This window comes from Kitasatospora sp. NPDC090091 (genome assembly GCF_044747365.1).
Lineage (GTDB): Bacteria > Actinomycetota > Actinomycetes > Streptomycetales > Streptomycetaceae > Kitasatospora.
Genome location: NZ_JBIVDY010000001.1, coordinates 502,219 through 525,860 on the forward strand (window position 1 = coordinate 502,219; position 23,642 = coordinate 525,860).

The 23,642-nt window shown below is 74.8% G+C and carries 15 protein-coding genes and 1 pseudogene; 2 read left to right on the plus strand and 14 right to left on the minus strand.

Annotation, left to right across the window (positions count from 1 at the left end; genetic code table 11):
- Positions 1 to 401: 401 nt before the first annotated feature.
- Positions 402 to 599: a hypothetical protein gene (locus ACIPSC_RS02280; protein WP_400822317.1), complete on the minus strand. Its 198-nt coding sequence runs from the start codon at positions 597 to 599 to the stop codon at positions 402 to 404.
- A 432-nt stretch (positions 600 to 1,031) separates the two neighbouring features.
- Here ACIPSC_RS02280 and ACIPSC_RS02285 point away from each other — a divergent pair.
- Positions 1,032 to 2,246: pseudogene (locus ACIPSC_RS02285) on the plus strand (serine/threonine-protein kinase); the annotation flags it as partial.
- Positions 2,247 to 3,564: 1,318 nt separating this feature from the next.
- On the opposite strand, the gene ACIPSC_RS02290 reads toward ACIPSC_RS02285, so the two are convergent.
- Positions 3,565 to 4,374: a TrmH family RNA methyltransferase gene (locus ACIPSC_RS02290; RefSeq protein ID WP_400822319.1), complete on the minus strand. Its 810-nt coding sequence runs from the start codon at positions 4,372 to 4,374 to the stop codon at positions 3,565 to 3,567.
- Positions 4,375 to 4,473: 99 nt separating this feature from the next.
- Between ACIPSC_RS02290 and ACIPSC_RS02295 the strand changes: the two genes are divergently transcribed.
- Positions 4,474 to 7,242, plus strand: a complete 2,769-nt coding sequence (locus ACIPSC_RS02295) for a SpoIIE family protein phosphatase (protein WP_400822320.1) — start codon at positions 4,474 to 4,476, stop codon at positions 7,240 to 7,242.
- A gap of 156 nt (positions 7,243 to 7,398) precedes the next feature.
- Here the strand turns inward: ACIPSC_RS02295 and cobA are convergent, their stop codons facing one another.
- The 12 genes from cobA to ACIPSC_RS02355 all read right to left on the minus strand — a co-directional run bounded on the left by cobA (position 7,399) and on the right by ACIPSC_RS02355 (position 23,628).
- The gene (cobA, locus tag ACIPSC_RS02300) at positions 7,399 to 8,709 is read right to left on the minus strand and encodes a uroporphyrinogen-III C-methyltransferase (protein WP_400822321.1); all 1,311 of its coding nucleotides are present in this window, start codon (positions 8,707 to 8,709) and stop codon (positions 7,399 to 7,401) included.
- Positions 8,710 to 8,810: 101 nt separating this feature from the next.
- A complete protein-coding gene (cobT, locus tag ACIPSC_RS02305) occupies positions 8,811 to 12,383 on the minus strand; it encodes a nicotinate-nucleotide--dimethylbenzimidazole phosphoribosyltransferase (protein WP_400822492.1) in 3,573 nt (1,190 codons plus the stop codon).
- Positions 12,384 to 13,257: 874 nt separating this feature from the next.
- A complete protein-coding gene (cbiE, locus tag ACIPSC_RS02310; protein WP_400822323.1) occupies positions 13,258 to 14,544 on the minus strand; it encodes a precorrin-6y C5,15-methyltransferase (decarboxylating) subunit CbiE in 1,287 nt (428 codons plus the stop codon).
- A gap of 215 nt (positions 14,545 to 14,759) precedes the next feature.
- Complete coding sequence (locus tag ACIPSC_RS02315; protein WP_400822324.1) at positions 14,760 to 15,425, minus strand: GNAT family N-acetyltransferase; 666 nt, start codon at positions 15,423 to 15,425, stop codon at positions 14,760 to 14,762.
- Positions 15,426 to 15,622: 197 nt separating this feature from the next.
- Positions 15,623 to 16,450 carry a MetQ/NlpA family ABC transporter substrate-binding protein gene (locus tag ACIPSC_RS02320; protein WP_400822325.1) on the minus strand — a complete coding sequence of 276 codons (828 nt, stop codon included), beginning with the start codon at positions 16,448 to 16,450 and terminating at the stop codon, positions 15,623 to 15,625.
- Positions 16,451 to 16,508: 58 nt separating this feature from the next.
- Entirely contained in the window at positions 16,509 to 17,246 is a 738-nt protein-coding gene (locus tag ACIPSC_RS02325; RefSeq protein WP_400822326.1) for a methionine ABC transporter permease, read from the minus strand.
- Complete coding sequence (locus ACIPSC_RS02330; RefSeq protein ID WP_400822327.1) at positions 17,243 to 18,283, minus strand: methionine ABC transporter ATP-binding protein; 1,041 nt, start codon at positions 18,281 to 18,283, stop codon at positions 17,243 to 17,245. Before ACIPSC_RS02330 ends, ACIPSC_RS02325 begins: the two co-directional genes overlap by 4 nt.
- 557 nt (positions 18,284 to 18,840) lie before the next feature.
- A complete protein-coding gene (locus ACIPSC_RS02335) occupies positions 18,841 to 19,344 on the minus strand; it encodes a GNAT family N-acetyltransferase (RefSeq protein WP_400822328.1) in 504 nt (167 codons plus the stop codon).
- 368 nt (positions 19,345 to 19,712) lie between these two features.
- Positions 19,713 to 19,970: a hypothetical protein gene (locus tag ACIPSC_RS02340; protein ID WP_400822329.1), complete on the minus strand. Its 258-nt coding sequence runs from the start codon at positions 19,968 to 19,970 to the stop codon at positions 19,713 to 19,715.
- A gap of 112 nt (positions 19,971 to 20,082) precedes the next feature.
- On the minus strand, positions 20,083 to 21,522 hold the full coding sequence (argH, locus tag ACIPSC_RS02345; RefSeq protein ID WP_400822331.1) for an argininosuccinate lyase: 1,440 nt from the start codon (positions 21,520 to 21,522) through the stop codon (positions 20,083 to 20,085).
- Positions 21,523 to 21,609: 87 nt separating this feature from the next.
- Entirely contained in the window at positions 21,610 to 22,803 is a 1,194-nt protein-coding gene (locus ACIPSC_RS02350; RefSeq protein ID WP_400822333.1) for an argininosuccinate synthase, read from the minus strand.
- Positions 22,804 to 23,079: 276 nt separating this feature from the next.
- The gene (locus tag ACIPSC_RS02355; RefSeq protein WP_238739850.1) at positions 23,080 to 23,628 is read right to left on the minus strand and encodes an arginine repressor; all 549 of its coding nucleotides are present in this window, start codon (positions 23,626 to 23,628) and stop codon (positions 23,080 to 23,082) included.
- Between the last annotated feature and the right edge of the window lie 14 nt (positions 23,629 to 23,642).

Below are 23,642 nucleotides of genomic sequence, written 5' to 3' on the forward strand. Positions count from 1 at the left end.
AGTATCGCGCACAGTAACGGCCGGGGCCGTGATCCGCGAGGGTCACGGCCCCGGCCGTTTGTGCTGCCCGCGGAGCGGCCCGGGCTCGCGGGACAGGGGTGGGTCGTACGAGGTCCCGGCCGCGCGGGAGAGTCCCCGGCTGCGCGGGAAAGCCGCTGGGTCGTACAGGAGATGAAGAGCCGCGTACGGTCGCCCTCACCGACGTCCGTACGCGGCATCTCCGCCTGCCGGGGTGCTCTGTGCACCGCTCCTCGCCCGTCCGCGTGTCATCGCGGGCACGGCCTTCCCCGGCGGCACTGGCTCCCCGTCCCCAGGGGATTCAGTGCCCGTTCAGTGACCGGCTCTGTCAGCCGGATTGCTCCCCGTGCCGGGGGTCCGGAGGACCGGGCCCGGCGCTCGGGTCAGTGCGTGATCAGTTCGGCGAGGGCCTGGGCCTGGTTCGCCATCTGCTCCCAGCCGCCGAACAGCATCACCAGCAGCACGGCGCAGGGCAGTGCCATGGCCAGCGCGACCGCCGGGTGCCTGGTCGGCTCGGCGGCGTGGCGCTGGGTGAAGGCCGGCCGACGGCGGCGGGGTGATCCCGTGAGCTGCGGTGCCATGCCCCTACTCCTGATTCGTGTACTGCCGGTGCCTGCTGGTCGCTCGACGCGGACGCGGTGGACGGATTACCTCGGGGGACGAGCTCCCCGTCCACCGCTGAGGACAACGCTATGGCGGGAGGGGGTGGACGGACGTCATGCCGTCGTATTGTTCTGCGGGCCTCCCCGAGGATGAGCCTCCGACTTGCGGTGTACTACCGGAGGGGGAGGCGGCTTCCTCCGCGCCCCCGGGGGAACCCTGAGAGCCGACCCCGAGAATCGTTTCGGCACGCCTGTGACCTGCAGGTCAGCGCAAGATCGGACAATCGCACGGAGGGTTCGGGTGTTGCGTATCAGCACACCGCAGCGGCCAGTCCGTAAGCTGTGCCAGACAGGAACTGACGATGCCCCAAACCGACGGGGCCTCACCCACGGGCTGACGGGGAAGCGAACATGGCGATGATGCGGCTGAGGCGTGAGGACCCCCGCATCGTCGGGCCGTACCGACTGCACCGGCGGCTGGGGGCCGGCGGCATGGGCGTGGTCTACCTCGGTTCCGACCGCCGCGGGCAGCGGGTGGCGCTCAAGCTGATCCGCGCCGAGCTGGCCGAGGACATGGAGTTCCGCACGCGTTTCGCCCGCGAGATCGCCGCCGCCTCCCGGATCCGCGGCGGCTGCACGGCCCGGGTGGTGGGCTCCGACATCGAGGCGGACCGCCCCTGGCTGGCCACCGCGTACGTCCCCGGGCCCTCGCTCTACAAGCGGGTCGGCGACGAGGGGCCGCTGGCGTGGACGGAGGTCGCCCGGATCGGTGCCGCGCTGGCCGACGGGCTGGTCAAGGTGCACGAGGCGGGCGTCGTCCACCGGGACCTCAAGCCCTCCAACATCCTGCTGTCGCCGCGCGGGCCGCGGATCATCGACTTCGGCATCGCGTGGTCGCGCGGTGCCAGCACGCTCACCCACGTCGGCACCGCCGTCGGCTCGCCCGGATTCCTGGCGCCCGAGCAGGTGCGCGGCGTGGCCGTGACGCCCGCGACGGACGTCTTCGCCTTCGGGGCGACGCTGGCGTACGCGCTCACCGGGGACACCCCGTTCGGCTCGGGGGCCTCCTCCGAGGTGATGCTGTACCGGGTCGTGCACGAGGAGCCCGACCTCTCGGAGGTGCCGCCTCAGCTGGCGCCGCTGATCCGGGCCTGCCTGGCCAAGGAGCCCGCCGAACGGCCCGGCGCGGCCGCGCTGCACGAGCGGCTCAGCGAGCTGGCGGCGCGTGGTGCGGGCGGGGCCGGCGGGGCGGTGGCCGGCGGTCCGGCGTCCGGTCGGACGGTGCCGGGCGGTGCGGTCGCCGGCGGGGTCGTCGGTGGGCCCGTCGGCGGGGTCGGGTTCGACGGTACGGCCGCGGAGCGCGCGGCCCGTCCGGCGGGCCGGCGACCGGCCGGCGGGGCGCGTCCGGGCGTTCCCGGACGCGGTGCGGCGGCAGCGCCGGTGCCGCCGGCCGCAGGCCGTGGGGTCCCCGCGCCCGGGCGTGCTCCGGATCCGGCGGGCGTGGCACGGGCCCGGGCGGCCGCGGGCCGGGCAGGCGGGCACGCCGGCGCGGCCGGTTCCGGCGCGGGGCTCGCCGGAGGGCAGCACAGTGCTCCTCCCGGGGGGCACGGCGCTCCCGGCGGCCCCGACAGTGGTGCTGCGGGCAGGGTCGCGGGCGGCCCTGCGGGCGGCCCCGGGAACGGAACGGCGGGCGGTCGCGCGGCCGGTCACCCCGGCGTCCACCCCGCGGGGCACCCCGGCGCCCGGGCCGGGGCGGCGGCGCAGCGGCGCCCGCACGGCACGGCCGGCCAGCCCACCACCAGACCGATGCCCCGGGCCGAGGCCGTCCAGGCCACCCGGCCGATGCGCGAGCGGCAGCAGACCCCGGCCCCCGGCCGGGGCGGCGCGCCGGCGGCGCAGCCCGGTCCGCGCGAGGGCGGGCAGCGGCCCGTCCGCCCGCGCGGGCGGAGCCGGGACCGGCAGCACACGCCCGTACCCGGCGGCCGTCCCGGCAGCGCCCGGCAGCGACTGCTGCGGCAGCGCCTGATCGTCTTCGTCACCGTCACGGTCGGCGTCGCCCTGGCGATCGCGGCGGCGCAGGGGTGCGAGAACCGGAGCAACCAGGGCCTCGGCCCGGTGGGCGCGACGACGGTCACCACCGCGTCCGCGGACCGGCCGGGCACGGGCGGCCCAGCCGTGCCGCCCGGCGCGGCCGGGCAGTCGGTGGACGGCGCGGCGCCGTCGGCCCTGCCGCAGTCCCCGACGCCCCCCGTGGCAACGGCCCGTACGGGCGGCCCGGCCGGCGAGGGCGCGCTGGCGCCCGCGCAGGGGGCGAACCCGGCGGTGGACTGGCCCAACCGCAGCTACCCCGACCCGGCCGGCGGACCGCCGATCGCGCTGCGGGACGGCCGCTCTGCAGGCGCGGGACCGCAGGTCGCGCTGAGCACCGTCCTCTCCGCCCGCTACAGGGGGGCACCGGCCGGCCTGGTGGTGCTGCGCCGCACGGAGGGCTCGGTGCCGACCGACCTGGTCCAGCTCTTCGGCTTCAACGGGGACACGCCCGTGGCGCTCGCCGCGCGGTCCTCGGCCGCGGACCCGCAGGCGGCGGCCGCCTGGCGGCTCGACAACGGCGCGCTGGTCCGCGAGGAGCGGAGCAGCCAGACGGGCGCGACCGCGTCCACCCGCTACACGGTGCGGCCGGACGGGAGCATCGAGGAGTCCTGGCCCGGCGCCCCCACGGTGACCGTGACCCCGCCCCCCGCAGCAGCCCCCGCCCCGCCCACGGCACCGGCAGGCTGACCCCCGGAGCCGCCGCGCTCCGCGCCACGCAGGAAGTCGGACGGGCCGACTTCTCACGTCGCCACGTCGCCACGTCGTCCGAGGGCAGCGGCACGCGCTGCCAGCAGCCCCCACCGGCCCGCACAGGAAGTCGGGCAGGCCGACCTCCCACTCCGCCCGGGGTAGGTCAGGCCGCGGCGGTGACGGCGTAGAAGGCCACGGCTGCGGCGGCGCCGACGTTCAGGGAGTCGATGCCGTGGGCCATGGGGATGCGTACGGGGTGGTCGGCGGCGTCGATGGCGCGCCGGGTGAGGCCGTCGCCCTCGGCGCCGAGCATGAGCGCGGCCTTGGGCAGCCGGTGCGGGGCCAGGGCGGCCAGGGCGACGGCGCCCTCGGCCGGGGTGAGCGCGAGCAGGCTGAAGCCCGCCTCGCGGACCGTGTCCAGGGCGGCCGGCCACGGGTCCAGCCGGGCGTAGGGGACGGCGAAGACGGCGCCCATCGAGACCTTGACCGCGCGCCGGTACAGCGGGTCCGCGCAGTCGGGCGAGAGCAGGACGGCGTCCATCCCGAGCGCGGCGGCGCTGCGGAAGATGGCACCCAGGTTGGTGTGGTCGACCAGGCCCTCCAGCACGGCCACCCGGCGGGCGCCGGCCAGTACCTCGGCGGCGTCCGGCAGCGGCTTGCGCTCCATCGAGGCGAGCGCGCCCCGGTGGACGTGGTAGCCGGTGACGGCCTCGGCCAGCGCGGGCTCCACGACGTGGACGGGGGCGTCGGCCTCGGCGATCACGTCGGCCATCACGTCGAGCCACTTGGCCGTCAGCAGCATCGACCGCATCCGGTAGCCGGCCGCGAGGGCGCGGCGGATCACCTTCTCGCCCTCGGCGATGAACAGGCCCTCCGCGGGCTCGCGTCGGCGGCGCAGTTCCACGTCGGTCAGGCCGGTGTAGTCGGCGAGGCGCGGGTCGGCGGGATCGGTGATGATGCTGGGCTCGGACACCCTGCGATCTTGCCAAGTCGGGGTGGAGAAGGCCAAACGGCCGAACGGTCGGGTGTGGCTGGTCTTGGCCCCTCGGCACACGGAGTGCAAATATGGCGTATGGCCCGTTTTCCGGGCCGATCCTGGGCTCCGTCGGGCTCTGGTGCTTCTGGCTCCACCGCCTCCTCTCTCGCCACCGGAACCGCCGGCTCCTCCGGTGGGCGCCCACGCGGTCGGCTACAGCAGCCGCGGGCGGCGTGGCCGAAGTCGGTGAAGCGCCGCTCGGTGGCTGGGCAGTTCTTCGCACTCCAGGTCCTGGTGGTGCTGCTTCTGGTCGCCGCGGCCGTGGTGGCCCTGGTGGTGCAGTCGCGCAACGACGCCCGGCAGGAGGCGACCAACCGGTCGGTGGCGGTGGCGCAGACCTTCGCCAACTCGCCCGGCATCGTCGCCGCCATGCAGTCCCCCGATCCGACCGCGATCCTGCAGCCCAAGGCGCAGGCGGCGCGGATCAACGCGGGCGTGGACTTCATCGTGGTGCTGAACACCGACGGCATCCGCTACACGCACCCCAATCCGGACCGGATCGGCCAGAAGTTCGTAGGTAACTACGAGCCCGCCCTCGACGGGCAGGTGGTGACCGAGCAGATCGACGGCACACTCGGGCCGTTGGTCCAGGCGACCGTGCCGGTGCGCGCGCCGGACGGCCAGGTGATCGGTGCGGTGTCGTCCGGGATCACGATCGAGAACGTGAGCAGTGCCAGCGAGCGGCAGCTGCCCGTGGTGCTCGGCGCCGCGGCGATGGCGCTGGGGCTGGCCACCTGCGGGACGGCACTGATCAGCCGTCGGCTGCGGCGGCAGACGCACGGGCTCGGGCCGGCCGAGATGACGCGGATGTACGAGCACCACGCGGCCGTGCTGCACGCCGTGCGCGAGGGCGTGCTGATCGTCGAGGGCGACGGGCGGCTGCTGCTCTGCAACGACGAGGCCCGCCGGCTGCTGGACCTGCCGGCCGACGCCGAGGGCCGACTGGTGACGGAGCTGGGCCTGGACCACGCGCCCGAGGAGTTGCTGACCGCCGACCGGCCGGTCACCGACGAGGTGGTGCTGTCCGGGGAGCGGCTGCTGGCGGTGAACATCCGGCTCACCGACCGCGACGGCGGCCCGCCCGGCCTGGTCGCCACACTGCGTGACTCCACCGAACTGCTGGCGCTCTCCGGCCGGGCCGAGGTGGCGCAGCGGCGGCTGCGGCTGCTGTACGACGCGGGTGTCGCGGTGGGCAGCTCGCTGGACGTGACGCGCACGGCGGAGGAGCTGGCGCAGGTGGCGGTGCCTCGGTTCGCGGACTTCGTCACGGTCGACCTGGCCGAACAGGTGCTCGACGGCGACGAGCCGCCGGCGGGCGTGGCGCTGGGCCGGGTGCGCCGGGCGGCGTTCGCCGGGGTGCGGGAGGACTCGCCGTTCTACCCGGTGGGCACGGTGCTGGACGTGGTGCCGTCGACGCCGCTGGCGGGTGCGCTGAACACCGGGAAGCCGGCGGTGGAGCCGCGGCTGGCGGAGAGCACGGCGTGGCGGGAGCAGGACCCGGAGGGCGCGGCGCACGCGCTGCGGTTCGGGGTGCACTCGCTGGTGCGGGTGCCGCTGAAGGCGCGCGGGGTGCTGCTGGGGGTGGCGCGGTTCTGGCGGGCGGACCGGCCGGAGCCGTTCGAGGAGGAGGACCTCGCGCTGGCCGAGGAGCTGGTCGCGCACGCGGCGGTGTGCATCGACAACGCGCGCCGGTACACCCGGGAGCACGCGATGGCGGTGACGCTGCAGCACAGCCTGCTGCCGCGGAGCCTGCCGGCGCAGAACGCGCTGGACGTGGCGCACCGGTACCTGCCGGCGCAGGCGGGGGTCGGCGGGGACTGGTTCGACGTGATCCCGCTGCCGGGTGCCCGGGTGGCACTGGTGGTCGGGGACGTGGTGGGCCACGGGCTGCACGCGGCGGCGACCATGGGGCGGCTGCGGACGGCGATCCACAACTTCTCGACGCTGGACCTCCCGCCGGACGAGCTGCTCGGGCACCTGGACGACCTGGTGAACCGGATCGACCAGGAGGAGTCCGCGACCGGCGGTTCAGGAGCGGTGACCGGCGCGACCTGCCTGTACGCGATCTACGACCCGGTGTCGCGGCGCTGCACCCTGGCCAGTGCGGGGCACCCGCCGCCGGCACTGGTCTCGCCGGACGGGCAGGTGGTGTTCCCGGAGCTGCCGACGGGACCGCCGCTGGGCCTGGCAGTGCTGCCGTTCGAGACGGTGGAGCTGGAGGTGGCGGAGGACAGCCGGCTGGTGCTCTACACGGACGGGTTGGTGGAGGACCGCGAGCGGGACATCGACGAGGGGCTGGAGCGGCTGCGGACGGCGCTGAGCGGGCCGCCGCGGACGCCGGAGCAGACCTGCGCGGACGTCCTGGGCGCGATGCTGCCCGCGCATCCGCAGGACGACATCGCGCTGCTGGTGGCGCGCACCCGGGTGCTCGTGCCGGACCAGGTGGCGGAGTGGGACGTGCCGTCCGACCCGGCCGCGGTGGGTGCGGTGCGGGCGGCGGTGGCGGAGCGGCTGGCGCAGTGGGGGCTGGACGAGACTGCGTTCGTCACCGAGCTGATCCTCAGCGAGCTGGTGACGAATGCGATCCGGTACGGGTCGGAGCCGATCCGGGTGCGACTGCTCCGCGACCGGGCGCTGATCTGCGAGGTGTCCGATGCCAGCAGCACCTCGCCGCATCTGAAGTACGCGGCCACCACGGACGAGGGCGGGCGCGGGCTGTTCCTGGTCGCGCAGTTCGCGGACCGCTGGGGGACGCGGTACACGGCGACCGGGAAGGTGATCTGGACGGAGCAGCCGCTGGAGTGAGCCGGGGCCGCGGGCGCCGCGGGGGTCGGAGTGGGAAGTCGGCGGGGCCGACTTCCCACTCCTGGGTGCTTCACGGGATCGGGTGCGCGTGGCTGTGGCACTTTGCAGAGTGCGGTGGGCTCAGGCGCCGGCCGGACTTCGCAAAGTGCGGTGGGCTCAGGCGCCGGTGAAAGCCGGGGCCAGCACGTTGACGACGTCGCCGATGACGATCACGGCCGGGGGCTTGATCCGCTCGGCCTCGACCGTGGCCGCGACGGTCGCCAGGGTGGCGTCCACCCGGCGCTGGGCCGCGGTGGTGCCCTCCTGGACCACGGCCACCGGGGTGTCGGCCGGGCGGCCGCACTCCACCAGCTTCGCCGCGATCGCGCCGATCTTGTCCACGGCCATCAGCAGCACCAGGGTGCCGCTCATCCGGGCGGCGGCCTCCCAGTTGGTCAGCGAGCGCTCGTCGTCCGGCCCGACATGGCCGGAGATCACGGTGAACTCGTGCGTCATGCCCCGGTGGGTGACCGGCACGCCGACCGCCGCCGGCACGCTGATCGAGCTGGAGATCCCCGGGACCACCGTCACCGGCAGGCCGGCCTCGGCACAGGCCAGCAGCTCCTCGCCGCCGCGCCCGAAGACGTACGGGTCGCCGCCCTTGAGCCGGACCACGAACTTGCCGGCCTTGGCGTGCTCGACGAGCGTCCGGTTGATCGCCTCCTGGGCCATGAACCGCCCGTACGGGATCTTCGACGCGTCGATCACCTCGACGTGCTCGGGCAGCTCGGCCAGCAGCTCCCGCGGGGCCAGCCGGTCCGCGACCACCACGTCCGCGTCGGCCAGCAGCCGGCGGCCCCGCACGGTGATCAGGTCCGGGTCGCCCGGGCCGCCGCCGACCAGGGCGACCCGCCCCGGGCCCGACGCCCCGGAGGCGTCCCCGGTACGGTGCCGGCGGGCCGCCAGCGAGCCGTCCCGCAGGCCGTTCACGATGGAGTCGCGCAGCGCGGCGGAGTGCCGCGGGTCGCCGGTGAGCACCGCCACGGTGGCGCCGGCGTCGCGCCCGCTGGCCGGGGTCCAGGCGGTGGCGGCGGCCGCGTCGTCGCTGCGGGCGCAGAACACCCGCTCGCGCTCGGCCTCGGCGCTGACCGCGGTGTTGACCGCCGGGTCGTCGGTGGCGACCAGGGCGTACCAGGTGTCGGCGAGGTCGCCGTCCCGGTACGGGCGCTCGTGCCAGGTCAGCTCGCCCGCGTCGGCCATGGCCTGGACGGCGGGGGTGGTGGCCGGCGATATCAGGTGCAGGTCCGCACCGGTGGCGATCAGGGCGGGCAGCCGGCGCTGGGCGACCTGGCCACCTCCGACCACCACCACCCGGCGGCCGGCGAGCAGCAGCCCGACCGGGTAGGGCGTGCGGCCCTCGGTGCCGGGGTGGGGGTGGGGCCCGTCCGGCCGGTCGGCGGGCACGGAGGGCGGGTTGGGCGCGGTCATGGGCGGTGCTCCTGGGTCGGGTGAGGGTGGTGGGGGTACGCGGCACCGCTCCGTGTGCCGGCGCGCCCTCGGGCCGGTACACGGAGCGGTGCGGGCGGGCGTCAGGACTTCTCGGTGACCCCGGCGGAGTCGAACGTGGCTACATCGTGCATCGCGCGGGCCGCACTCTGCACCAGCGGCAGGGCCAGCAGGGCGCCGGTGCCCTCGCCGAGCCGCAGGTCGAGGTCGATCAGCGGACGCAGGCCGAGCTTGGCGAGCGCGGCCTGGTGCCCGGGCTCGGCGGAGCGGTGGCCGGCGATGCAGGCGGCCAGCACCTCGGGGGCGATGGCCTTGGCGGCCAGGGCCGCCGAGCCGGCGATGACGCCGTCCAGGATGACCGGGGTGCGCAGCGAGGCGGCGCCGAGCAGGAAGCCGGCGATGGCGGCGTGCTCCAGGCCGCCGACGGCGGCGAGGACGCCGATCGGGTCGGCCGGGTCCGGCTGGTGCAGCGCGAGCGCGGCGCGGATCACCTCGATCTTGCGGGCGTGCGTCTCGTCGTCGATGCCGGTGCCGCGGCCGGTGACCTCGGCCGGGTCCAGGCCGGTGAAGACGGAGATCAGCGCGGCGGAGGCGGTGGTGTTGGCGATGCCCATGTCGCCGGTGACCAGGGCCTTGTTGCCGGCGGCGACCAGGTCGCGGGCGGTCTCGATGCCGACCTCGATGGCCTTGAGGGCCTCCTCACGGGTCATCGCCGGGCCCTGGGTCATGTCGCCGGTGCCGGGGCGGACCTTGCGGGGCAGCAGGCCGGTGGTGCGGCCCTGCTGGATCGCGTCGGGCAGCTCGGCGGCCACGCCGACGTCGACCACGCAGACCTCGGTGCCGATCTGCTTGGCGAAGGAGTTGACCACCGCTCCCCCGGCCAGGAAGTTGCCGACCATCTGGGCGGTGACCTCCTGCGGCCAGGGCGTGACGCCCTGGGCGTGCACGCCGTGGTCGCCGGCGAAGATCGCGACGCAGGCGGGCTCCGGGATCGGCGGCGGGCACTTGCGGGAGAGGCCGGAGAGCTGGGCGGAGATGATCTCCAGCATGCCGAGCGAGCCGGCCGGCTTGGTCATCCGCTTCTGGCGGTCCCAGGCCTCGCCGAGCGCCTTGGCGTCCAGCGGGCGGATGCCGCGCAGGGTCTCGGCGAGCAGGCTGTGCGGCTCCTCGCCGGGCAGCGCGCGGTTGCCGTACTGCTCCTCGTGGACGACCCAGGAGAGCGGGCGCTTCTTGGCCCAGCCCTGCTGCTGGAGCTCGGGCTCGTCCGGGAAGGCGTCGACGTAGCCGACGCACAGGTACGCGACGACCTCCAGGTGCTCGGGCAGGCCGAGCTCGCGGACCATCTCGTCCTCGTCGAAGAAGCTCACCCAGCCGACGCCGAGGCCCTCGGCGCGGGCGGCCAGCCAGAGGTTCTCGACCGCGAGGGCGGCCGAGTACGGGGCCATCTGGGGCTGGGTGTGGCGGCCCAGCGTGTGGCGGCCGCCGCGGGTGCGGTCGGCGGTCACCACGATGTTGACCGGGGTTTCGAGGATGGCCTCGATCTTGATTTCCTTGAACTGCTTGGCCCGGCCCTTGGGGAGCGTGTCCGCGTACGCCTCGCGCTGGCGCTCGGCCAGTTCGTGCATCTTGCGGCGGGTCTTGGCCGAGCGGATCACCACGAAGTCCCACGGCTGGGAGAAGCCGACGCTGGGCGCGGTGTGGGCGGCCTCCAGGACGCGGATCAGCACCTCGTGCGGGATCGGGTCCGGGCGGAAGCCGTTGCGGATGTCGCGGCGCTCGCGGATGACCTGGTGGACGGCCTCGCGGCCGGCGTCGTCGAAGCCGACGGCGGCGGGGCCGCGCGGCTCGGCGGGCTCCTCGGGCGCGGCGTCCTCGGCGGCGGGCACGTCGGCGCCGGCCTCGGCGCCGGTGGCCTCGTCGGCGGAGGCGGCGGGCTCGCCGACGGCCTCGTTCGCGGACGGCCCGACGGGGGCGTCGGTTCCATCGGCCTGGTCCGCCGGGGCGGCCTCGGCGACGGCCTCGGCCGCGGGCTCGGTGGCGACGGGCTCGGTGGCAGGCTCGGGCTCGGGCGCGACGGCCGGCTCGCCGGCCACCTCGCCGGCCGGTGCCTCGGGCTGCCCGGCGGGATCGGTGGTCTCCGGCGTCTCCGCGGTCTCCGGCGCCTCCGGGGCCGGGACGGCGGCGTCGACCGGAGCCTGCTGCGCCTGCTCGGCCTCCGGGCCGGCGACGACCTGGCCGGACGGCATCTCGCCGGTACCGACCGCCGTCTCGGCGGCGGCCGTCTCGGCGGCGGCCTCGGGCAGGGCCTCGGACTGCTCCGCGGGCTGCTCCACGACCACGGCCTCCACCGGCTCGACGACGGCTTCGGCGACGGGCTCGGCACCGGGGTCGGGCTGCGCGGACGGGTCGTCCTGCACGGCCTCGGCCGGCTGGACCGCCTCGGCGGTCACGACCTCGGGCTGGGCCGCGGGCGCTATGGGGACGGACTGCTCGACCGCCGGGTCCTCGCCGGACGGGACCGGCTCGGTGGCCTCGACCTGCGGGAGGCCGTGCGGGGTGGGCGCGGCCAGGAAGGCGGCGATCCGACGGGGCTGGCCGGCCTGGGCGGCGGGCTGCTGCTCGGCCTGGGCGGCGGCCTCGGCCGGCGCCTCCTCCGCGGCGGCGGGAGCACCCTGGGCGTCACCGGGCACGGCCTCGACGGAGGTCGACTCGACGACGGCCTCGGCGGGAACGGCCTCGACGGGGGCGGCCGACGGGTCGACGACGACCGGCTCGGCCTGCGCGACGGCGGCCTCCGCGGCCACCGCGAGCTGCTCGACGGCGACCGGAGCGGCGGCGACCGGAGCGGCGACCGGCTCGGCCACGACCGCCTCCGGGGCCACCGGCGCCTCGGCGGCGGGCACGGCCTCGGCGGCCACGGGCTGCACACCCGGCACGCCCTCGACGACCTGCGGGCCGTCGGCCTGCACGCCCTCGACCGGCTGCGCGGCCTGCGGAACGTCCTGGACCGGCTGCTCGACGGGGATCGGCTGGGCGACCGCGATCGGCTGGGCCTGCACCGGCACGGCGGCCTGCGGCTCGGGCTGGCCGACGACGACCGGGATGCCGTGCGCGGGCGTGCCACCCAGCGAGGGGCCGCGGTCGGCGAGCGAGCGGACCGGCACCTGGCCGGTCATCAGCGACGGGTCCGGGATCGGCGGACCGGCGTGCAGCGGGCGGCGCGGCGGCTGAGCCGCCGTCACCGGATCCTGGCCCTGCGGCTGGACCGGGACCTGGATGCCGTGACCCTGGGTCTGGAGGGGCTGGACCATCGGCTGGCCGGGCATCGACTGGCCCGGCACCGGCTGGGCGGCCTGGTCGGCGCCGAGGGCCGGCGGGTCCAGCGGCGGCCAGGACGGCTCGACCGGGGTGCCGGGCACGCCCTGCTCGGCACCCTGCTCGGCGGGAGCGGCGACCGGCTCGCCCCAGGAGCCCTGCGGGCCGGGCATCAGCAGGACGTCGTCCTCGTCGTCCAGCGGGTCCGGCTGGTCGTCGTCGGGCTGGTCGAGGAAGTGGAAGGCGGGGCGCGGCGCGCCCGGGTCGACGGCCCAGCCCTCGGCGGGAACGCCGGCGACACCGGCCATGCCCGGGGCACCGGGCACGCCCGCACCGGGCATGTCGGCGGCCGGGACGAACTGGCCGGGCACGCCGATCGGCCGGCCGTGGCTCTGGAAGTCCTGCGGCGGCACCCCGCCGGTCAGGCCGCCGTCCGGCACGCCCGGGTTCGGCATCACGGGGCTCTGCATCATGGGGTTGGGCATCACGGGGTTGGGCATCGCCGGGTTCGGGACCACGCCGCCGTCCACCGCGGCACCCTGCACGGGTACGACGCCCTGCGCGGGGGCGACGGCCGCGACGCCCCCCGGGCCGCCGAGCGGGTCGGGCCCGGCGAGCAGGTGCTCCGGAAGTCCCTCGTTCGGGACGTGGCCGCCATCGGTCATGTCAAAGCTCCTTCCAGGCCGCTGCCGCGCCCTCGGCGACGCGATCACCGACCGCAGCGCCCATCCGCACGGGTCGGGCCTGCACCGGCCCGTCCCTCAACCACACGCGGCCGCCGCGCCGAGGCGCTGCGGCCGAAGTCCTTCCGGCGCGCTGCGGCACCCCGGCCCGCGCACCGCCCGACGGGGGCGGCGCGTCAACTGAAACAACGACAGGCCGGGGCAACCGGCACGACCGCACCGGACCCTACGGCATTCTCCCGGTCCGGCGGGCGGCCCGTCGAATCGCCCACACTCCGAGCCGGACCGGGTTGCGTCGCGTCAGGAAAGGCGACAAACCGACCGGATCGGGCGGGCTGCCGGACGCCGCCTGCGTCCCGGACGCCACACTACCGGCCCGGCGGCGCCGCCTCTCGAATCAGTGTCCGGATGCGACCTGGATCACCGCTTCGCGGCGGCGCGTGCCCGCGGCTCGCGCCGCGCCGCAACCGCGGTCCGACGGCGGAACCCTCACCGGATTCGCCAGCGGACCACCGTCGGCGGCACCGTGCCTTCACACGATCTGCTCACCCCAGAGCAGCAGCACGCCGTCGGCGCCCGCCCCGAGCCGCAGGCCCGCGCCTGCGCCCGCGCCCGCCGGCTCGGCCGGCGCGGTCTCCAGCGGCGTGGACTGCAGCAGCGCGCCGTCCGCCCGGTAGCCGGCCTCGGCGACGGCGCGGCGGACGTCCTCCGCCTCGGCGAACGTGCGGGCCACCGCCACGAACCGCTCGGGGCGGCGGGCGAGGGCCGCGCGCACCACGGCCGGGCCGCCCGACTCGACGACGACGGCGTCCGGCTCCGGCAGGCCGCCGAGCACCTCGGGGCCGCCGCCGTGGACGGTCTCCACCTCGACGCCGTAGCGGCGGGCGTTGACGGCCAGCCGGGCGCAGGCCGAGCGGTCGGCCTCGACGGCGACCACGGCCGCGCCGAACCGGGCCGCCTCGACCGCGAGGGCCCCGTTGCCGGCGCCGACCGACCAGACCAGGTCGCCTGGCCGGGCACCCAGACGGGCCAGCACCAGGGCGCGGACGTGCGCCGGGAGCGTGTCGGATGCGCCCGGCGCGTCCGCCGCGCTCCCGGCGCCCGCGTATGCCTCTGCCGGTAGCGCCCAGCCGCGCTCCGGGCCGGGGTAGCCGACCGGGCGCCCGGCCAGCCAGCCGGCCGCCTCGGAGACCGCGCCGTTCTGCGGGCCGCCACTGTTGCCGCCGATCACCAGCACCACGTTGGGGTCGCGCCAGTCGTGGTCGGCGACCCGGTCGGAGGTGAGGACGGTGACGTCCTCGTCGTCGGTGCCGAGCGCCTCGCAGACGACGAAGGTGCGGTGCACCCCGCGGAGCATGAGGGCGAGCTCGCTCGGCCCCGCGCCGGGCGCGGTGAGCACGGCGACCTTCTGGTGGGCCCGGCAGATGTTGGCCGCACGGCGCAGCCGGCCGCCGTGCGCGCTGACCACCTGGGCGTCCTCCCAGGGCATGCCCGCGCGGGCGAAGGCGGCGGCGACCGAGGAGACCGCCGGCAGGACCTCCAGTTCGAGGCCGTACTCGGGGCGGCGCAGGGTGCGGACGACGCCGAAGAAGCCGGGGTCGCCCTCGGCCACGACGACGGCGGCTCCGCGGTGCTCGGCGATCCGCCGGGCGGCGAGCTGGACGTTGCCGAGGACGAGCCGTTCGGCGGCGCCGGGGACCGGGAGGGCGTTGAGCTGGTAGGGCGCGCCGGCCACCAGGGTCGCGGCGGCGAGGGCCGCGCCGGCGGCCTCGGTCAGCGGGGTGCCGTCCCACCCGATGACCGTGATCCGGTCAGCCATCTGCGGCCGTTCTCCCTCGCCTCGGTGCGCCGACATGCTGCGCCCGCGTTCGGCGCCGGTGGAGAGGTTACCGGGTGTGATCCCCGCTGCGGCCGACATCTCGTACACCTGTCCGGCGCACGCCGGCGCACGGGCGGCTCCGCGGGCCCGGCGGCCCCGTTGCGGCGCGGTGGGCCGGCGGCCCGGCACCGGCGGCCGCAGCCGCGGCGGGCGGGTCAGTCGCGCAGGACGTAGCGGTGGTGGTCGCCGTGCCAGCCGATCTCCCGGTCGGCCGGCTGCTCCAGGTCCTCCGGCAGGAGGCTCCACAGGATGAGGTCGCTGCGGCTCTCTCCCCCCGCCCGGCGGTCGGCCGGTGCGCCCACCGCCTCGCCGGCCTCGCCGCGCACTATCCAGGCGCTGCGCAGCACGCCCTCGCTGATGCCGCCGATCTTCTGGGCGACCTGCTGGGCGGCGGTGTTGCCGGCGGCGGTGCGCATCTCCAGGCGCAGGAAGCCGCGGTCCTCGAAGAGCCACTGCGCGACGCCGAGGACGGCCTCCGGCGCGTAGCCCTCGCCGCGCGCCCAGGCGGCGGTGACGTAGGCGATCTCGGTGGAGCGCAGCCGCCACTCGGTGTTCCGAAGTTCGACCAGGCCGACCAGACGCTGGGTCAGGTGCTCGACGACGGCGAAGACGATGCCGCGGCCGGCCGCGCGGTGGTCGGGGGCGAGGGTGCGGGCGAGCTCGCGCGCGTGTGCCTCGGTGAAGGGCTGCGGCTGGTCGGTCCAGGCCAGGACGAGGTCGTCGGCCATCATCGCGACCAGGCCGGGGGCGTCGTGCTCCGCAAGGGGGCGCAGCAGCAGCCGCTCGGTGCTGATGGCGGTCTCGGGGAAGCTCGCTGCCATGCCGTCTCTCCTCGCCGGGTCGTGGACACACCGTACGCCTCGCCGGTGCCCCCGGTGTCACGCGGTGCGCGAACCGGACGACGGTACGTCAGAACACGGTCTGTCAGGGCGTCACTCGTGCATACTGCCCGACCGGGCCCCCGCCGAGGTGCGGCGGGGGCCCGGTCCAGGGGTGCGGTGCGCGGTCGCGGGTCCGGTCAGAAGGCCGGGACGACGGAACCCTGGAAGGTGTCGTCGATGAACTTCTTGACCTCGGCGGAGTGCAGCAGCTCGGCGAGCTTCTTGACCCGCGGGTCGTTCTCCTTGCCCTTCTTGACGGCGAGGATGTTGGCGTACGGGTTGCCCTCGGCCTTCTCCAGGACGATCGCGTCGGTGGCCGGCTTGAGGCCGGAGTCGAGCGCGTAGTTGCCGTTGATGACGGCGGCGTCGAGGTCGGAGACGGAGCGGGGCAGCTGGGCGGCCTCCAGCTCCTTCCACTTGAGGTTCTTGGGGTTGGCGGTGATGTCGGCCGGGGTGGCCGCGGTGCCGGCGCCGTCCTTGAGGGTGATCAGCTTGTTGTCGGCGAGCAGCTTGAGCGCGCGGCCCTCGTTGGTGGCGTCGTTGGGCAGGCCGACGGTGGCGCCGTCGGGGAGCTCGGTGACGGACTTGACCTTCTTGGAGTAGACGCCCAGCGGCTCCAGGTGCACCGGCGCGACCGAGACGATGCTGGTGCCGTGCTTCTTGTTGAAGTCCTCCAGGTACGGGACGTGCTGGAAGTAGTTGGCGTCGGCCGAGCCGTCCTGCACCGCGGTGTTGGGGGTCACGTAGTCGGTGACCTCCTTGATGTCGAGCTTGAGGCCGGCCTTCTCCGCCAGGTTGTCCTTGACGAACTTGAGGATCTGGCCGTGCGGGGTGGGGCTGGCGGCGACGGTGAGCGGCGCGTTCGGGTCGGAGGAGCCGGACGAGCCGGAGCTGCCGCAGGCGGCCAGGGAGAGGGCGATGCCGGCGGTGGCGAGGACGCTGGTGAACTTCAGGGCGTTGCGCACGAAAAGTGCCTTTCTGCATGGTGCGGGGAGCCGCGGCCCGGGGTCGGGCGCGGGAGGTCTAGGAGGTGACGAGGTCCTCGTCGAGTGCCGCCGCGGGGGTGCGGCGCCCGCGGAGCAGCCGGGTGCGGCCGCCGCCGCTGCCGCGGTGGGAGAGGCGGCGGACGGCGTAGTCGCCGATCAGCTGGACGACGGTGACGATGATCGCCAGCTCGGCGACGATGACCCACATGAAGGTGGTCTCGAAGCGCAGGTAGCCGTAGGTGATGGCGAGGTTGCCGAGGCCGCCGCCGCCGACGGTGCCGGCCATCGCGGAGTAGCTGATCAGCGTGATGACCGTGGTGGTGAGCGAGGCGGTGAGGCCGGGCAGGGCCTCCGGGATCATCGTCTTGCGGACGATGGTCCAGGTGTCGCCGCCCATGGCGCGGACCGCCTCGATCAGGCCGCCGTCCACCTCGCGCACGGAGGTCTCGACCAGGCGGGCGAAGAACGGGATGGCTCCGATGGTGAGCGGGACGGTCGCCGCCTGCCAGCCCAGCGAGGTGCCGACGATCAGCTTGGTGAAGGAGAACAGCGCGACCATCAGGACCAGGAACGGCAGCGAGCGCGCGATGTTCACGACGGTGCCGATCACCCGGTTGACCAGCGTGTTCTCCAGTGCGCCGCCCTTGGCGGTGAGCACCAGCAGGATGCCGAGCGGGAGGCCGAGCAGCACGCTGCCGAGGGTGGAGACGCCGACCATCTGGAAGGTCTCCCAGGTGGCGGGCCACAACAGTGCCTGCATCTGGTCCCAGGTCATGCCGCTGCTCCGCTCGCCTTGTCGTTGCCGTTCGCCTCGATCACGTCCACCTGCAGGCCCTGCTCGCGCAGGAAGCCGATCGGCACCACGTTGTCCGCCCGGTTGCCGGGCAGTTCGACCCGCATCCGGCCGACCGTCCGGCCGGCGATGGTCTCGACGGCTGCGCCGAGGATGTTGATGTCGATCTGGTAGGTGCGGGCGAGCTGGGAGACGAAGGGCCGGGCGGAGGTGTCGCCCTGGAAGGTGATCTCCAGCACGGTGGCGCCGGGGTGGCCGGTGCCGAACTCGCTGAGCGGGAAGAGTTCGCGGGCCAGTTCGGAGCCGGTCGTGGTGAGCAGGTCGGTGAGCTCGCCGGACTCGACCACCTTGCCGCCGCGCATCAGGGCGGCGGAGTCGCAGACGGACTTGATGACGTCCATCTCGTGGGTGATCAGCAGGACGGTGAGGCCGAGCTGCTGGTTGAGGTCGCGCAGCAGCTTGAGGATGGAGCGGGTGGTCTCGGGGTCGAGCGCGGAGGTGGCCTCGTCGGAGAGCAGCACCTTGGGGTCGCCGGCGAGGGCGCGGGCGATGCCGACGCGCTGCTTCTGGCCACCGGAGAGCTGGCTCGGGTAGCTGCGGGCCTTGTCGGCGAGGCCGACCAGGTCGAGCAGTTCGGCGGCCTTGCGGCGGCGCTCGGTGCGGTCCAGGCCGATGATCTCCAGCGGGAGCTCGACGTTGTCCTGCACGGTGCGGGAGGACAGCAGGTTGAAGTGCTGGAAGACCATGCCGATGCGGCGGCGGGCCTCGCGCAGTTCGCGGCCGGCGCGGTTCTCGCCGCCGGAGAGCGCGGTGAGTTCGACGCCGTCCACCGTGACGGTGCCGGAGCTGGGGCGCTCCAGCAAGTTGACGCAGCGGATGAGGGTGGACTTGCCGGCACCGCTGGTGCCGACGACTCCGTAGACCTCGCCGGGTCGGACGTGGAGGTCGACGCCGGCGAGGGCGGTCACCTCGCGGCCGCGGGAGCGGTAGACCTTGGTGAGGTCCGTGGTGGTGATCACAGCTGTTTCCGTTGGTCGGGGGCGGGCGGCGTGCGGCCGCCGGACCGGGTTGCGGTCGACGGCGAGGACGGCGTTGCGCCGGCGGACGGCGTTGTGCCGGGGGGGGGATCGGGACCTGCCACCCCTCGTTCGCCACCGCCGGACGGGCGGGCCGCGCGACGGCGCGGCACCGACGGGTCGTCAGGAAGCGCCACCGGCCCGTGGACGGGCAGGCGGAGGGAGGGGGGTTGTGCCGGAGGCAGGCGTGGCGCTCACGCGGGGCGCGGGCGGCGGGGTCTCGCTTCGGGGCGCGAGGAGGGAGGCGGTGGCCCTCAGCAGTGACACATTCGACGACACATGGCACGCTCACCTGCCGGCATGGTGCCGGTGGGGGTGCAGTTCGTCGTCGCAGTCATGTGAGCCAGTAAATCAGATGGGCGGATTTGCGCCCAATTCCCGGCATCCGGTGTCCGCAATGCGGACACACACCGCTTCCACCTGCAACGATACGGCCCGGCACCGCCTCCGGAGCGTCCGGATGATGGCGGTGCCGGGCCTGGTGGGACGGCCGCGCGAGGTCAGGCGGTGGCGGCGAGCGGGGCCGCGGCGGGCTTCTCCAGGTGGACCAGGGTGAGCCGCCCGCTGATCTGCTCGACGGCGGTCTGGCGGTAGCCCTGGCGGGCGTAGAGGCGCAGGTTGCCGAGGCTCCGGTGGCCGGTGAAGAGGCGGAAGGCGGTCACCGGGCGGCCGTCCTCGGCGAGGCGGCGCTCCAGCGCCTCCAGCAGGCGTCCGCCGAGGCCGTGCCGCTGCATCCGGGGGTGGACCACCAGACGCCCTATCCGGGCGACGCCGTCGGCGCCGATCCGGCCGCGGACGGTGCCGACCACCTCGTCGCCGAGCCGGGCGACGAGGAACTGCTGCTCGGCCAGTTCGGCGCGCAGGCTCTCCAGGCTCTGCGTCAGCGGGTCCAGGGTCCAGTCGCCGTACAGCTCGGCCTCGCCCTGGTAGCCGAGGTACTGGAGCTTGAGGATCTGCTCGGCGTCCTCGGCGGCGGCCGCCGAGATGATCACGCTCATGCCCATGTGCTGGGGCCTCCCCATCGTCGTGCCCGGCGCGCGGATGTGAGGGTGTCGCACCGGATGCCCTGCCGGAGGTGTCCCGGCCGGGGATCGGCCCTGGCCGGGGGTGGCGCACGAACGTACCAGCCGCGGGGCCCTGGTGGGGCCGACGGCGCCGACAGCGCGTTCACGCTCAGTATCCGAGTGCTCGCTCCGCCGTCAAGAGCTACGTTCGCCAGCGCTCTACCCGCGTGTCAGCTGCTCTCAACCTTCCAGCCGCCGGACGTGGCGAGGGTCACGTCGTCCGACGGGTGGGGGTCACGTCGCCCGGGCGGGCGGGTGGGACGGGTCGGAGGCCGGCATCGGGCGACGCCGACGTCGGACGCTGCGGATCAGGCGTAGCGCTCGGCATGGAGGAGGACGCGCAGACAGGCGAGGCAGCGGGCGCGGGTGGGGCCGATGGAGCCGCGGGCCATGCCCAGGCGTTCGGCGATCTCCCGGTAGGTGGGCGGCGGGTCCTCGGTGAGGGCCGTGACGAGTTCGGGGCAGCGGCCGGGCAGCGCGGCCACCGCCTCGCGGACGAGGCGGCGCCGGAGCTCGGCGAAAACCTCGTCCTCGGCGGAGCGGGCGAAGGGAAGGTTGGTGCACATACCGTGGATGACCGGGCACGGGCGGCACCGGTTACGGGCGGGCGGTGGCGTGCACGCGGGAGGGGCGCGGCGGTCGGCCCGCCGCGCCCCTCCCCCGGGTGCTGCCGAGGGGTCAGCCCTGGACCCACTCCTGCTGGACGGCCAGGTCGGCCTTGACCTCGGCGAGCTGGACGGCGACCGCCGAGGGGGCGGTGCCGCCGCGCCCGTTGCGCGAGGCGATCGCGCCGTGGACGCTGAGCACCGAGCGCACCTCGGGCGTGAGGTGCTCGGAGATGGCGGCGAACTGCTCGTCCGTCAGGTCGCCCAGCTCGATGCCCTGCTGCTCGCAGACCTTGACGCAGGCGCCGGCCACCTCGTGCGCGACGCGGAACGGCACGCCCTGCTTGACCAGCCACTCGGCGATGTCGGTGGCGAGCGAGAAGCCGGCCGGGGCGAGCTCCTCCAGCCGCTCCCGGTGCACGGTGAGGGTGGCCATCATGCCGGTGAAGGCGGGCAGCAGCACCTCCAGTGTGTCGCAGGAGTCGAAGACCGGCTCCTTGTCCTCCTGGAGGTCCCGGTTGTAGGCGAGCGGCAGCGCCTTGAGGGTGGCGAGCAGGCCGGTCAGGTTGCCGATCAGGCGGCCGGACTTGCCGCGGGCCAGCTCGGCGATGTCCGGGTTCTTCTTCTGCGGCATGATCGAGGAGCCGGTGGAGAAGGCGTCGTGCAGCGTGATGAAGCCGAACTCCTTGGTGTTCCAGATGATCACCTCCTCCGCGATCCGGGAGAGGTTGATCCCGATCATCGCGGTGACGAAGGCGAACTCGGCGACGAAGTCGCGCGAGGCCGTGCCGTCGATGGAGTTGCCGACCGAGCCGCCCTCGAAGCCGAGGTCGGCGGCGACGGCCTGCGGGTCGAGGCCGAGCGAGGAGCCGGCCAGGGCTCCGGAGCCGTACGGCGAGACGGCGGTGCGGGCGTCCCACTGGCGCAGCCGCTCGGCGTCCCGGCCGAGGGCCTGCACGTGCGCGAGGACGTGGTGGGCGAAGAGCACCGGCTGGGCGTGCTGGAGGTGGGTGCGGCCCGGCATGGCGGTGTCGGGGTGCGCCTCGGCCAGGCCGACCAGGGCGTGCTGGAGGTCGAGCACCAGGGCGCCGATGATCCGGGCGTGGTCCCGCAGGTACATCCGGAACAGGGTGGCGATCTGGTCGTTGCGCGAACGGCCGGCCCGGAGCTTGCCGCCGAGGTCGGCACCGAGCCGCTCCAGCAGGCCGCGCTCCAGGGCGGTGTGGACGTCCTCGTCGGCGACGGTGCCGGTGAAGGTGCCGGCCTCGACGTCGGCGAGCAGCTGGTCCAGCCCGGCGAGCATGGCGTCGAGCTCGGCGTCGCCGAGCAGGCCGGCCCGGTGCAGGACCCGGGCGTGGGCCTTGGAGCCGGCGATGTCGTACGGCGCCAGGCGCCAGTCGAAGTGCACCGACGCGGAGAGCCTGGCCAGCGCCTCGGACGGGCCGTCGGCGAAGCGCGCGCCCCAGAGGCGCAGCTCAGGACTGTTACTGGCGGCGGTCCGGTCGGCAGGCATCGCTCGGGCTCCTTGCACGTGGAGGGGGGTTGGTTGGGGGTGGGCCCCGGCCGTGCGGTGGTTCGGCCGGGGCCCGGGACGGGCTGATCAGGCCAGGTCGCGCCGGGCGGCGATCTTCGAGGAGAGGCCGAAGATCTCGATGAAGCCCTTGGACATCGACTGGTCGAAGGTGTCGCCGGTGTCGTAGGTGGCGAGGTTGAAGTCGTACAGCGACTGGTCCGACTTGCGGCCGTTGACGACGGCCCGGCCGCCGTGCAGGACCATCCGGATGTCGCCGGAGACGTGCTGGTTGGCCTCGTTGACGAAGCCGTCCAGGGCCCGCTTGAGCGGGGAGAACCAGAGGCCGTCGTAGACCAGCTCGGCCCAGCGCTGCTCCACCTGCCGCTTGTAGCGGGCGAGCTCGCGCTCGACGGTGACGTTCTCCAGCGCCTGGTGGGCGGTGATCAGGGCGATCGCGCCGGGAGCCTCGTAGATCTCCCGGGACTTGATGCCGACCAGCCGGTCCTCGACCATGTCGAGGCGGCCGACACCCTGGGCACCGGCCCGCCGGTTCAGCTCCTCGATGGCCTGCAGGACGGTGACCTTGCGGCCGTCGACGGCGACCGGGACGCCGGCCTCGAAGGTGATGATCACCTCGTCGGCCTCGCGCGGGACGGCCGGGTCCTGGGTGTACTCGTAGACGTCCTCGATCGGGGCGTTCCAGATGTCCTCCAGGAAGCCGGTCTCGACGGCGCGTCCGAAGACGTTCTGGTCGATCGAGTAGGGCGACTTCTTGGTGGTGGCGATCGGCAGGCCCTTGGACTCGGCGAAGGCGATCGCCTTGTCCCGGGTCATCGCGTAGTCGCGGACCGGGGCGATGCACTTCAGGCCGGGGGCCAGGGAGTTGATGCCGACCTCGAAGCGGACCTGGTCGTTGCCCTTGCCGGTGCAGCCGTGGGCGACCGTGGTGGCGCCGTGCTTCTGCGCGGCGGCGACCAGGTGCTTGACGATGACCGGCCGGGACAGGGCGGACACCAGGGGGTACTCGCCCTGGTAGAGGGCGTTGGCCTTGAGGGCCGGGAGGCAGTACTCGTCGGCGAACTCCTCACGGGCGTCCGCGACCTCGGCCTCGACGGCACCGCAGTCCAGCGCACGCTGGCGGATGACGTCCAGGTCCTCGCCGCCCTGGCCGACGTCGACGGCGACGGCGATGACCTCGGCGCCCGTCTCCTCGGCGATCCAGCCGATGCAGACGGACGTGTCCAGACCGCCCGAGTAGGCGAGTACGACGCGCTCGGTCACGGCTTTCTCCTTCACAACTGTGCGAACAGGCTTACGGCGATAGGCATAAGTATGCACTACTCCGTATGAATCTCAAAACCCGAACCGCGGTGACCGCCGGAGCGGGTCCGCGAGCGGCCGCGGGAACGGCTGCGGGAACGACCGTGGGCCCGGCTCCGGCCCCCGAGGGGACCGGCTCCGGGCCCACGCGGGGACGGGCTGTGCGGTCTGCTGCTCCTTGTGCCTCGGCCGGGGCCGACGCTTCGGCCCCGGCGTCACGAACGCCCGGGCGCGGCGCTATTGCGCCTTTGCCTGGGCGAGTTGCATCAGGTGGTCGGCGAGCGCCTGGCCGCCGACCGGGTCGCGGCTGATCAGCAGTACGGTGTCGTCGCCGGCGATGGTGCCGATGATCTCGAAGACCTCGGCCTGGTCGATCGCCGAGGCGAGGAACTGCGCCGCGCCCGGAGGGGTGCGCAGCACCACGAGGTTGCCGGACGCGGTGGCGGAGACCATGAGCTCGCCGGCCAGCCGGGCCATCCGGCCCTCGGTGGCCGACTCCCCCATCGGTGCCCGCGGCGTGCGGTCGCCGCCCTCGGCGGGGACGGCGTAGATCAGTGCGCCGTCCCGGTTGCGGATCTTCACCGCGCCCAGCTCGTCCAGGTCCCGGGAGAGGGTGGCCTGGGTGACCACCAGTCCGTCATCGGCGAGCAGCTTGGCGAGCTGGCTCTGCGAACGCACGGGCTGGCGGGTGAGCAGGTCCACGATCCGCCGGTGGCGCGCGGTGCGGGTCTGCGGGACCTGCGGCGTCGGGCCGGCGGAGGACTGGCCGGAGTTGGGAACGGTCATGTGATTATTCTCCC